The following is a 12,042-nucleotide window of genomic DNA, read 5'->3' on the forward strand; positions in this document are numbered from 1 at the left end:
CGTCCGGCTATGACCGAGACGGCTCATGCCTGAGGAGTAAATATGTTTCCGGTTGATTTACATATGCATACCGTCGCCAGCACTCATGCTTACAGCACGCTGCACGATTATATTGATGAAGCCCAGCAGAAAGGCATCAAGCTGTTTGCCATCACCGATCACGGCCCGGATATGGCCGATGCGCCGCATTATTGGCATTTTATGAATATGCAGGTATGGCCACGACTGGTTGATGGCGTTGGTATCCTGCGCAGTATCGAGTCCAATATCAAGAACATTAACGGTGATATTGACTGCACCGGGCCTATGCTCACTGCGGTGGATTTTGTAATTGCCGGTTTTCACGAACCTGTCATGCCGCCGGTCGACAAAGCCACCCATACTCAGGCAATGATTGCCGCCATGGCGGGCGGGGAAGTGCATATTATCAGTCACCCCGGCAACCCGAAATATCCGGTCGACATCCCGGCCATTGCCGAGGCCGCCGCGAAATACGAGGTGGCGCTGGAGCTGAATAACTCGTCATTCACCCACTCGCGCAAGGGCAGCGAACCCAACTGTCGTGCGATTGTTGCTGCTGTAAAAGAAGCCGGTGGCTGGCTGGCACTGGGTTCTGATTCACATATTGCCTATTCGCTGGGCGGTTTTGAGCATTGTGAACGTATAATTAAAGAGGTGGGGTTCCCGCATGAGCGGATTTTAAATGCCAGCCCACGACGTTTCCTGGATTTTCTGCAACGACGCGGTAGACCGGCAATTGCAGAATTTTCCGAACTGTGACATTGTCACGCAAATTTTTGCGTCGCCAATCTTAATCAGGTTCTTATTATGAATGAGTTTTCTATCGTTTGCCGCGTATTGGGCACTTTGTTTTATCGTCAGCCACAAGACCCGCTTTTGGTGCCGCTATTTGGCCTGATACAGCAAGGTAAACTGCGTGAGCATTGGCCGCTGGAGCAGGATGCGTTGCTGCTGCGTTTGCAGCAAAGCGCTGACCCGCAGGCTTTGGCGGCGGAGTTTAACCATCTGTTTGTCGGCACCGAGTGCGCAGTATCGCCGTTTCGCAGTGATTATGTCGAAGGCGATTCGGAGCAGGAAGTGCGCACTTTCCTCAAGCAGCGCGGCATGCCAATGACAGAAGCTCCGGCGGATCATTTTGGTTCAATGCTGCTGGCAGCTTCATGGCTGGAAGATCAGTCGCAGGAAGATGAAGCGGCGGCGCAGATTGCGTTGTTTGATGAGCTGATGCTGCCATGGTGCGGTAAATTCCTTGGCAAGGTTGAAGCCCACGCAACCAGTGGCTTCTATCGCACGCTTTCGGAAATCACTCGCGAGGCGATTACCGCAATGCGTGACGAGCTGGAAGAAGCATTGCCGGACGATATTGAAGACAGCGAAGAAGACGAACAATAAGCAGTTTTTGGTTCGCGAGTTTCGCCTGATTTGCCAGTCAGGAAATTTCTAGACACTAGGTTAGAAAATTCCAATTTTTAGAATAGAAAAAGCCTGAGTTGACACCCGAATGGGGCTGGTCAATCTCAGGCTTTTTTTTACTGCTGTGTGGCAGATGGCGCGGTTGCCATTGGTAAACAGGATATAACCGCAAATTTTTTAGTCGGTGAACGGGATCACTAATTCGCCCGGTTTCACTTCCAGCCCCTTGGCCAGTCTTTTTGCCATTGCTTCAGTTTCGCTATGATCGCTGCTCAGCACGTAAGCAGGTTTCTGGTCGAAATAAGATTTCAGCGACTGATTTAGATACGGCATCAAACCATCAATAACGGGCTGCATTTTCTCAGGCTGCACGGTGTAACTTACCACCTCGAGATCTTTCAGGTAGACAGCGCCCTCTTCCTTGTTGAACACCGGCGTAGCTTTCAAGGTCAGGGTCATGTCGGCTTTCTTCTTGCCAAACAGTGATTTGACGTCGATATCGGCATTGCCAGACAGGGTGATTTTACCCGGCTCGGCGCGGCCAATCTGGCTGCTAAGATCAGTCAACGTAATGCGAGCATCAGCCACGCCCGGCACGCCCACTTGTTTCTGGAAATCATTGTGTTTTTGCAGGTAGTGATTCACTTCCTGTTCACTGAGGGTGTATTGCGTAAGATGGTTGCATCCGGCAAGCAGGCCGACAAAAATCAGGGCAGCAGCCCCTAAAAATAGCTTTCTCATAACTTCCTCGATGAAATTTCCAAGGCGCACAGTATGCCCTGTTTGTAAACGGAGAGGGAAGGAGAAGAAAGTATAGAAAAGTAAGGGCCGCACCGAATGTGCAGCCCTTGAGCAGAAAACTGGCTAACTGGCGATGCTGGTCAGCAAGTTTATCTGAGTTTGTTTAGCCATATTGTCGCGATAGGCCTGTACACGGGTCGGCAATTCTACGCCCTTGACGATAGACAGTGAGCGCAACACGGGGAACAGGTGAATATCATCCTCTGACAACTCACCATTAACCGCATTAGGCTCTTTAATCAGCTTGTCGAGGTCGCGCAAGTCCTGATTGATTTTTTTAACCAATCCGGGCGAATGTTGCAGATGCTCTTTAAAATCGCCGAGTTTTGCCTGTTTCTTGTCGGTGAAATACTGACGAGCCTGTGGCGTGGCGAACTCTTCAAAAGGAGCCGCTGCGAAACGTGGAATAAGCAGCTTCTCGGTGTACTCGGAAACGTGACGCAACCAGGCGGAAATTTGGGCACTCAACGGGCCGGTCAGCAGCGGTTTGCGGTCTGATTTATCGATGTACTGAACGATATCCATGCTTTCTGGCATAAAGCTGCCGTCTTGTTTTTGCAAGATAGGCACCACTTTTTGGCCAACCATTGACGTCGGGGTTTTCTCGTCGTCATTAAGCAGGGCATTAACCTCTACCGGGAGATTCTTAAGGCCGAAAATCATGCGGGCCTTTACGCAGTAGGGACAGTGTTCATAAACATATAACTTCATGATACGTGGCTCCTTTTTATACCGGCAAACAAGGGTGTAGGGAAGATCGGTTTGCCGTTTTCTCTTCTGTCACCAGAGATGTCTCAATCATTGAGTATGGTGAAAATGTTCACTGAGATCAAACCGCAAAGCTTAGTTTCCGCGAAGCATCGCAGGTTCAGTGCAACGCTCGTTCGACGTCATACATTTTACTGCAACCGTTATAGACCTGTGGCTATCGCAGTCCCTCCACAAGGGTCGATAAATTGAACCGCAACCAGCGAGGGTCAAAACTTCAAACGAATAATTAGATCGTGCGCCATCGATGATCTTTTTTATCGTCAAGAGGCTTCAGGACTGGCAAAATCAATGACGGGACGCTGAATATATTGAATAATTCTGTACGGGGTTCAACATAGGATACTCGCCTCGGCTCTGATGCACACAGAGGCGGTAGAAATCGTATAGGTTCAAAGGAAATGACAGGGGCTGTTTCCTATAAAATGTTCTTATCGAGCCGTGCATAATCTGGAGGGAAGGGATGTTTGGCTATCGATCAGCAGCACCTAAAGTGCGGCTTACAACAGACCGAATGGTATTGCGCCTGGTACACGAGCGCGATGCCCATCGTCTGGCCGATTATTACACTGAAAACCGCGCCTTTTTAAAACCCTGGGAACCTATCCGGGATGAAAGCCATTGCTATCCTTCCGGCTGGCAGGCGCGCCTTGGCCTGATTAACGAGATGCAAAAGCAGGGCACCGCCTACTATTTCATTCTGCTTGATCCTGACGAAAATCATATCCGCGGTGTGGCGAATTTCAGCAACGTTTTGCGCGGCTCATTCCATGCCTGCTTCCTGGGTTATTCCCTTGGCGAGCAATGGCAAGGCCAGGGCCTGATGTATGAAGCGCTGCAATCACTCATCCGCTATATGCAACGCCACCAAAGGATGCATCGTATAATGGCCAATTATATGCCGCACAATCACCGCAGCGGTGGCCTGCTGGAGCGTCTCGGTTTTGAGCGCGAAGGCTATGCGAAAGATTATTTGCTGATTGATGGTAAATGGCAGGACCACGTATTGATGGCGCTCACCGACCGTCAATGGCTGCCGCCGCGATAATTAAGGGAAAACATGAAATATGAATTCAGCGCCAAAGAAGCGCGGGTCATCGGCTGTATGTTGGAAAAGCAAATAACGACGCCCGAACAGTATCCTCTCAGTCTTAACAGCCTGACCACCGCCTGCAATCAGAAGACTAACCGCGAGCCGGTGATGGAACTCGGCGAATCCGAAGTGCAGCAAACGCTGGATCTTCTGCTGCGAAAGCATATTATTCGCTCGGTCAGCGGCAGCAGGACCATGAAATACGAGCACCGTTTCTGTAACTCTGAGTTCGGCAATCTTAAATTCTCTTCTGCGGAAGTGGCGCTGATAGCAACCCTGCTGCTACGCGGTGCCCAAACCCCTGGCGAGCTGCGCACGCGAACCAACCGCCTGCATGATTTCGCCGATGTCGGCCAGGTTGAGCAAACCCTGAATGATTTGGCGAGTCGCGAAGATGGTCCGTTTTGCGTGCGTCTGGCTCGTGAACCGGGAAAACGCGAAAGCCGCTTTATGCATTTATTTAGCGGTGAGGTTACAGATGCCGCCAGCGACGAAGAAATTGTTAATTTGTCCGTATTATCCAGCGCTGCTGAAAGTGATTTGGCCGAACGAGTTGGCGTATTGGAAAATGAGGTTGCCGAACTCAAGCAACGCCTGGATCATCTTCTCGAAAGGTTGGCTGATTAAAGGAGTTTAGAATGAGCAAACTTCGCCTTGGCGTGGTAGGGCTAGGCGGTATCGCGCAAAAGGCTTATCTGCCGATATTGAGTCAGGCCATTGACTGGACGCTGGAAGGGGGATTTTCGCCGAATCAGGCCAAAGCGCAGTCGGTTTGTGACAGTTATCGATTCCGCTGTTATCCCCGGCTTGATGAGTTGGCTCAGGCTTGCGATGCAGTATTTGTGCACAGCAGCACCGAGTCGCACTTTAGTGTGATTACCCAGCTGTTGAATGCCGGCGTTCACGTTTATGTCGATAAGCCGCTGGCTGCAGAGCTGGGTGAGGCCGAACAGCTGGTGGAGCTGGCCCGGCGACAGGGTAAAACCTTGATGGTTGGATTTAATCGTCGTTTTGCCCCGCTTTATGTGCAGCTAAAAAACCAGTTGAAAAACAGCACGGGCCCGGCTTCAATTCGTTTTGATAAACACCGTGCCGATAGCGTCGGCCCTCAAGATGCAGCTTTCACGCTGCTCGATGATTATCTGCACGTAGTCGATACCGCGCTATGGTTGGCGGAAGGTGAAAGCAAGCTGGTCGGCGGCCAGATTGATACCAACTCTCAGGGGCAGCTGCTTTACGCCGAGCATCAATTTACAGCCGGCAACACGCGGATTACCACCTCCATGCATCGCCGCGCGGGGACTCAGCGCGAAGCGACACAGGTCGTGATGGACGCAGGCTGGTATCAGGTCAGCGATATGCGCCGGTGGCAGCAGGAAAGCGCGACGGGGATCACCGAACAACCGATCGCTGGTTGGCAGACTACGTTGGCCCAGCGAGGGTTCGAGGGCGCAATCCGGCATTTTATCGACTGTGTCAGCAATCAAACTGTCCCGCAGACCAGCGGAGAACAGGCACTGGCGGCGCAAAGAGTGATCGCAAAGTTGCTGCTGCAGCAGTGATTATTCTGATAATTTCCTATGGGAAACAATATATAACAACTGCCTGTAGCTATTGTATTTTTGATACGTAGACTATACGCACTTTCGAACCTTGCCGGGGCTGTTTCGCAGTTTACCGGCCACAAGAAAAAGTCACATGAATCTACTGAAGTCTTTAGCCGCCGTCAGTTCAATGACGATGTTTTCCCGGGTACTTGGTTTTGCCCGCGATGCCGTAGTTGCCCGAGTGTTTGGTGCAGGTATGGTGACCGACGCCTTTTTCGTCGCCTTTAAATTACCGAATCTCCTGCGCCGTATTTTTGCCGAAGGCGCGTTTTCTCAGGCCTTCGTGCCGATCCTTGCCGAATATAAAAGCCAGCAGGGGGAAGAGGCGACGCGCACCTTTATCGCCTTTGTCTCCGGACTGCTGACGTTGGTGCTGGCGCTGGTGACCGTCGCCGGAATGTTTGCTGCTCCGTGGGTTATTTATGTGACCGCTCCGGGGTTTGCCGATACGCCTGACAAGTTTGCGCTGACCTCTGCGCTGCTGCGCGTGACGTTCCCGTATATTCTGCTGATTTCGCTCGCCTCGCTGGCGGGCGCTATCCTCAACACCTGGAACCGCTTCTCGATCCCGGCTTTTGCTCCCACGCTGCTTAACGTCAGCATGCTGGTGTTTGCACTGTTTGCCGCGCCGTATTTCCATCCGCCGGTCATGGCACTGGCGTGGGCCGTGGTGGTCGGTGGAGTGCTGCAATTAGGCTACCAACTGCCGCACCTGAAAAAAATCGGCATGCTGGTGTTGCCGCGACTGAATCTTAAAGATGCTGGCGTATGGCGGGTGATGCGCCAGATGGGGCCGGCTATTCTGGGGGTTTCCGTCAGCCAGATCTCGCTGATTATCAATACCATTTTCGCCTCTTTCCTGGTCTCGGGATCGGTGTCGTGGATGTATTATGCCGACCGTTTGATGGAGTTTCCGTCCGGCGTGCTGGGCGTGGCGTTGGGGACGATTCTGCTGCCTTCTTTGGCGCGCAGTTTCTCCAGCGGCAACCATAAAGAGTACAACCGCCTGATGGATTGGGGGCTGCGTCTATGTTTCCTGCTGGCGCTGCCGAGCTCGGTAGCATTGGGTATTTTGGCCAAGCCGCTGACCGTCGCACTTTTCCAGTACGGCAAGTTTAACGCTTTTGATGCTTCTATGACCCAGCGCGCGCTGGTCGCTTATTCAGTCGGTCTAATGGGGCTTATCGTGGTCAAAGTGTTGGCGCCGGGATTCTATTCGCGTCAGGACATTAAAACCCCAGTTAAAATTGCGATCATTACCCTGATCATGACTCAGCTGATGAATCTGGCATTTATAGGTCCGTTGAAACACGCGGGGCTGTCGTTGTCGATTGGCCTGGCGGCCTGTTTGAATGCTTCACTGCTTTATTGGCAGCTTCGCAAGCAGGATATTTTCCAACCGCAACCGGGCTGGGCGAGCTTCCTGACTCGCCTGTTCATCGCGGTAATCGTTATGGCCGCTGCGCTGGTGGGCATGATGTACGTGATGCCAGACTGGTCACTGGGCGGCATGCCAATGCGCCTTCTGCGCCTTGCCGCTGTGGTGGTTGTGGGGGTAGTCGTGTACTTCGCCGCGTTGGGCCTGCTCGGGTTCAAAGTGAAGGACTATGCGCGTAGCTAGCACTTAACCTCTTATTTTAACAATAAAAAAGGCCGCATTTAGCGGCCTTTGGTTTATCTGAAACAGCGAGTTTACATCCGTTCTACAGTTTCAATACCCAGAGTATCCAAACCGGTTTTCAAGGTGCGTTGCGTCAACAGCGCCAGCTTCAGGCGGCTGTTACGCACGTTGGCGTCTTCAGCGTTAAGAATTGGGCAGTCTTCGTAGAAACCGGAGAACAGGCCAGCCACGTCATAAAGGTAAGCGCACATTACGTGCGGAGTACCGTCGCGCGCAACCAGAGTCAAGGTTTCTTCAAACTGCAGCAGTCGGGTTGCCAGTGCCAGCTCGCGGTCTTCAGTCAACACCATCGGTGCAGTCAGGCTGCTCACGTCAATGTCGGCACGCTTGAAGATAGACGCCACGCGAGTGTAAGCGTATTGCATATATGGCGCGGTGTTACCTTCAAACGCCAGCATGTTGTCCCAGTCGAAGATGTAGTCAGTGGTGCGACTTTTCGACAGGTCAGCGTATTTGATTGCACCGATACCCACGGCGTTGACCAGATTTTCCAGTTCTTCGGCTGGCAGGTCCGGTTTTTTGGATAAAATCAGCTCGCGCGCGCGAACAATGGCTTCATCCAGCAAATCGGAGAGCTTGATGGTGCCACCGGAGCGAGTTTTAAACGGCTTGCCGTCTTTCCCTAACATCATGCCGAAAGCGTGATGCTCAAGCGCAACAGAGTCCGGCACATAACCGGCTTTACGCACGATAGTCCACGCCTGCTGCAGGTGCTGATGCTGGCGAGAATCGATGTAATAAAGAACGCGATCGGCACCTAACGTTTCGTAGCGATATTTCGCGCAGGCGATATCGGTGGTGGTATACAGATAGCCGCCATCTTTTTTACGAATGATTACGCCCATCGGGTCGCCGTCTTTGTTTTTGTATTCATCAAGGAATACAACCACGGCACCTTCGCTGTCTACCGCCAGACCTTTATCCTGCAAGTCTGACACGATGCCCGGCAGCATGCTGTTGTACAGGCTTTCACCCATGACATCATCGCGCGTCAGCGTGACATTCATGCGATCGTAAGTAAGTTGGTTCTGCACCATGGTCACATCAACCAGCTTGCGCCACATTTGCAGGCAGTATTCATCACCGCCCTGTAGTTTGACTACGTAGGCGCGTGCGCGCAGCGCGAAATCTTCGTCTTCGTCGTAATTTTTCTTGGCTGCACGATAAAATTCTTCCAGATCGGAGAGTTTCATCTCGCCAGCGTTTTCGTTCTGCACTTTCTCGAGGTAGGCAATCAGCATACCAAACTGTGTGCCCCAGTCGCCGACGTGGTTGGCGCGGATAACTTTGTGGCCCAGCAATTCGTTGGTGCGCGCTGCGGCATCACCAATAATCGTGGAGCGTATGTGACCCACGTGCATTTCTTTCGCGACGTTTGGCGCAGAATAGTCGATTACGATGGTTTGCTGTTCAACTGGGGAAATACCCAGTTTAGCGTCGGCCAGTGCGGCGTCGGCGTTGGTGGCAACAAAGCCGCTGTCGAGGAAAATATTGATAAATCCAGGACCGGCGATTTCAACTTTAGAAGCGATACCAGACAGATCTAACAGCGCCACGACTTTTTCTGCCAGTTGTCGTGGTGGCATTGCCAATGTTTTAGCAACGGACATCACGCCATTGGCCTGATAGTCACCAAACTGTGCTTTTGCAGACTGACGAATCTGAGCTTCGACGTCTGACGGAGCACCTGCGGCAACGAGTGCCTGGCATACTTTTTCTGATAGAAGGGCCTGTATATTCACCGGATTACCTTAAATGACTAAACTTATAACACCGTAATGGTGTCAACTTGATTGACTGGCATGGGCGACCACTGAGCACTATTTGGCCCATTGCCTACCCCTGACTTTACTGATGCGCTTTTATATCATATTAGCCAACTTGAGTCAGTAATGTGCAGGGCAATATCCCGCGCTATTAGTCGGTTAATCCGCATTGATAGACTGGCAACACGCCAAGGGGTTGTGTAAATTAAGCGCCCCATGCCACCCAAAGAGAAAAATCGATGACCACTTTGAACACCGTGCCGGAACTTAACGACCTGGTGGCTGATCTGCCGCGTTTTACCGAATTATTAGAAGCCTTTGCGCAAAAATTGCAGCTGGAACTGGCAGATTTTTATGCCGATCATATCTCTGTTCGCTGTCACCAAAACGCCACCGCCGACCGCTGGCGTAAAGGATTTGAGCAGTGCGGTTCACTGCTCAATGAAACGGAGATCAATGGCAGGCCAATCTGCCTGTATGATCTGGCGCAGCCGCTGAAAGTCGGGCCGTGGGAGATTGACTTGATTGAGCTGCCTTATCCTGGCGACAAGCGTTATCCGCACGAAGGATGGGAGCACGTTGAGCTTGTGCTGAGCGGCGGCGCGGAAGGGTTTTACCCGCGTGCACTGGCCGCGTTGGCCGACGAAGCGCTGGTCGCACCGGGCATCAAGCTAAAACAAAGCGCGCCAAAAGGCGAGCATGAGCGTTTACCGAACCCGACGCTGGCTATCACCGATGGAACAGTCACCATCAAGTTTCACCCTTACAGCCTGCGTGAAATTGTAGCCAGCGAACGGGAACAGGGCTAACGAGCGGCCAGCGCAGACTCCATGCGGTCCAGCGCTTTTTCCAGCAGCGCCCTTTGACAGCCCAGGTTGATCCTCACGAAATCCGGGCTGCCAAAATCTTTTCCGTCTGATAATCCAACGCCGGCATCTAAAAAGAAACGATAAGGCGAGGGCAGTTGGGCTTCTGTTGCATCAATCCAGCCGAGATAAGTGCCTTCATTTTTCAGCATTCTCAGACCGGGCATGGCGTTGATACGTTGAAAGACCAAATCACGATTACCACGCAGATAAGTCAGCTGGTCTGTCAGCCAGTTTTGGCCGTCGCTGTAGGCCGCGGTTGCCGCGACAAAGGCCAAAATATTGACATGCGGTACGATCCCTTGCGCGGTCAAGGCAAATTTGAGGCGCAGTTCTTCATTGGGGACGATCGCCAATGAAGCGCCTAATCCGGCAAGATTAAAAGTTTTTGACGGTGACATCAGCGTCACGCTGCGATTAGCCGCTTCTTCATTCAAAGATGCAAAAGGAATGTGGCACAGTCCCGGCTCTAGCAATAAGTCGCAGTGGATCTCATCGGAGCAAACAATCAGGTCATGGCGCTGGGCAAAATCCAGGTGAGCAAGAAGCTCTTCTCGGCGATAAACCGTGCCGCCGGGATTATAAGGGTTGCACAGCATCAGCAATTTTTCACTGCCGTCCAGCCTGGTTTCAAGCTGTGAGTAGTCGGTTATCCAGCGTTTATCCTGCTGATGTGAAACGGCTGAAAAATATCTTCTGCCCTCTGACTGAGCCGCCTGCATAAAAGGAGGGTAAATCGGCGAAGGCATGATACTGGCTTGCTGTGCGGTCGTAAAAGCCCGCACGGCGAGATTGAGTCCGCATACCAAACCCGGCAACCAGACAATCCATTCAGGCTTAATCGTCCAGTCATATCTTTTGTGCATCCTGCTAACAATGTTCTCGATGAGTGCCTGCGGGGGAGAACCATAGCCAAATACGCCTTCGGCAACTCGCTGTTGCAGCGCATTAATTACTGCTGGCGGTGATTTGAAATCTGTATCGGCCACCCACAAAGGGATGACGTCAGAGTCACGATATTTGTTCCACTTAACGCTATCACTGTGACTGCGGTCGACCCATTGATCAAAATTGAATGTCATAGTTAGCTTTCCTAAGCAGGCAATTTAGCAGGATGCTTTTGCTTGAGCCTACGCGACATGGCCCCTTACAAACAAGTGTTGTAGCATGGGGGCGGAATCAGGAGAAATCACATGACTAAGTTAGAAGTGTGTTGTTATAGCGTGGACTGTGCTTTGACGGCCGAAGAGGCCGGAGCGGATCGCGTCGAGCTTTGCGCAAGCCAGGCCGACGGTGGCATTACTCCAAGCTATGGGACATTGAAACTGGCCAGGGAAAAATTGACTGTGCCTGTTCATCCGATTGTTCGACCGCGAGGCGGGGATTTTTGCTATAACCAAAGTGAGTTTGATGTCCTGAAAAGTGATGTTGCCTGCATTCGCGACCTTGGGTTTCCCGGCGTGGTGATAGGCATGCTTGATTCAGAAGGGCACATTGATATGCCGAGGATGTGGGAAGTCATGGCGCTGTGCGGTGAGATGCAAGTGACCTTCCACCGTGCCTTTGATATGTGCCTTAATCCCAAGGTCGCATTAGAGCAATTGACTCAGCTCGGCGTGGCGCGCATTCTGACATCAGGCCAGCAACAAAACGCCGAGGTCGGTATTTCTATGTTGCGTGAACTTAATAATCTGACTCGTGGTCCAATAATTATGGCAGGTGCCGGTGTTCGCTTGACCAATCTGCAAAAGTTTGTCGATATTGGTTTGACCGAGTTGCACAGCTCGGCGGGTCGGCAGGTGCTTTCTGCCATGCGCTACCGCAAAGCCGGTGTCACCATGAGTTCTGATACTGATTTTGATGAATTCAGCCGCTATTGTGTAGACGGCGATATCGTTGCCGCAATGAAAAATGCTCTGGAATTTGATGGTTCGGTGAGTCGGACAGCCTAACAAGCATCCGCGCCGGACTGAAACATCAAGCTTTACCGGGTCTCACGGCCCTTTTGCGTCGCCCTGCGCAAGTA

General features: G+C 51.9%; 12 protein-coding genes. 8 read left to right on the top strand and 4 right to left on the bottom strand.

Translation table 11 applies throughout. The features are described from left to right. The first annotated feature begins 42 nt into the window (after positions 1-42). Both SPM24T3_RS04100 and SPM24T3_RS04105 read left to right on the top strand, forming a co-directional pair. Positions 43-780: a phosphatase gene (locus tag SPM24T3_RS04100; RefSeq protein WP_009635437.1), complete on the top strand. Its 738-nt coding sequence runs from the start codon at positions 43-45 to the stop codon at positions 778-780. A gap of 48 nt (positions 781-828) precedes the next feature. Continuing rightward, positions 829-1,413, top strand: a complete 585-nt coding sequence (locus tag SPM24T3_RS04105) for a molecular chaperone (protein WP_009635438.1) — start codon at positions 829-831, stop codon at positions 1,411-1,413. Positions 1,414-1,611: 198 nt separating this feature from the next. Here the strand turns inward: SPM24T3_RS04105 and SPM24T3_RS04110 are convergent, their stop codons facing one another. Both SPM24T3_RS04110 and grxB read right to left on the bottom strand, forming a co-directional pair. Beyond that, positions 1,612-2,175, bottom strand: a complete 564-nt coding sequence (locus tag SPM24T3_RS04110) for a lipoprotein (protein WP_009635439.1) — start codon at positions 2,173-2,175, stop codon at positions 1,612-1,614. 123 nt (positions 2,176-2,298) lie between these two features. Further along, positions 2,299-2,946: a glutaredoxin 2 gene (gene grxB / locus SPM24T3_RS04115; RefSeq protein WP_009635440.1), complete on the bottom strand. Its 648-nt coding sequence runs from the start codon at positions 2,944-2,946 to the stop codon at positions 2,299-2,301. A 520-nt stretch (positions 2,947-3,466) separates the two neighbouring features. Between grxB and rimJ the strand changes: the two genes are divergently transcribed. From rimJ to murJ, 4 genes are all read left to right on the top strand, one after another. Next, the gene (rimJ, locus tag SPM24T3_RS04120) at positions 3,467-4,051 is read left to right on the top strand and encodes a ribosomal protein S5-alanine N-acetyltransferase (protein WP_009635441.1); all 585 of its coding nucleotides are present in this window, start codon (positions 3,467-3,469) and stop codon (positions 4,049-4,051) included. Positions 4,052-4,063: 12 nt separating this feature from the next. Then, the gene (locus tag SPM24T3_RS04125) at positions 4,064-4,723 is read left to right on the top strand and encodes a YceH family protein (protein ID WP_009635442.1); all 660 of its coding nucleotides are present in this window, start codon (positions 4,064-4,066) and stop codon (positions 4,721-4,723) included. Between the two features lie 11 nt (positions 4,724-4,734). Continuing rightward, positions 4,735-5,658: a Gfo/Idh/MocA family protein gene (locus tag SPM24T3_RS04130; RefSeq protein ID WP_009635443.1), complete on the top strand. Its 924-nt coding sequence runs from the start codon at positions 4,735-4,737 to the stop codon at positions 5,656-5,658. Between the two features lie 136 nt (positions 5,659-5,794). Continuing rightward, positions 5,795-7,324 carry a murein biosynthesis integral membrane protein MurJ gene (gene murJ, locus SPM24T3_RS04135; protein WP_009635444.1) on the top strand — a complete coding sequence of 510 codons (1,530 nt, stop codon included), beginning with the start codon at positions 5,795-5,797 and terminating at the stop codon, positions 7,322-7,324. 71 nt (positions 7,325-7,395) lie between these two features. Here murJ and argS read toward each other — a convergent pair whose 3' ends face one another. Beyond that, complete coding sequence (gene argS / locus SPM24T3_RS04140; protein WP_009635445.1) at positions 7,396-9,126, bottom strand: arginine--tRNA ligase; 1,731 nt, start codon at positions 9,124-9,126, stop codon at positions 7,396-7,398. A gap of 263 nt (positions 9,127-9,389) precedes the next feature. Here argS and SPM24T3_RS04145 point away from each other — a divergent pair, with 263 nt between their 5' ends. After that, entirely contained in the window at positions 9,390-9,959 is a 570-nt protein-coding gene (locus SPM24T3_RS04145; RefSeq protein ID WP_009635446.1) for a VOC family protein, read from the top strand. On the opposite strand, the gene SPM24T3_RS04150 is transcribed toward SPM24T3_RS04145, so the two are convergent. Continuing rightward, positions 9,956-11,098 (bottom strand): MalY/PatB family protein, encoded by a 1,143-nt coding sequence (locus SPM24T3_RS04150; RefSeq protein ID WP_009635447.1) that lies wholly within the window; start codon positions 11,096-11,098, stop codon positions 9,956-9,958. The two genes, SPM24T3_RS04145 and SPM24T3_RS04150, sit on opposite strands and share 4 nt — an antisense overlap. Positions 11,099-11,209: 111 nt before the next feature. Between SPM24T3_RS04150 and cutC the strand changes: the two genes are divergently transcribed. Continuing rightward, positions 11,210-11,968, top strand: coding sequence for a copper homeostasis protein CutC (gene cutC, locus SPM24T3_RS04155; protein WP_009635448.1), 759 nt, complete (start codon positions 11,210-11,212; stop codon positions 11,966-11,968). Positions 11,969-12,042: the final 74 nt, after the last annotated feature.

The organism is Serratia sp. M24T3 (genome assembly GCF_000257645.1).
Taxonomy (GTDB): domain Bacteria; phylum Pseudomonadota; class Gammaproteobacteria; order Enterobacterales; family Enterobacteriaceae; genus Rouxiella.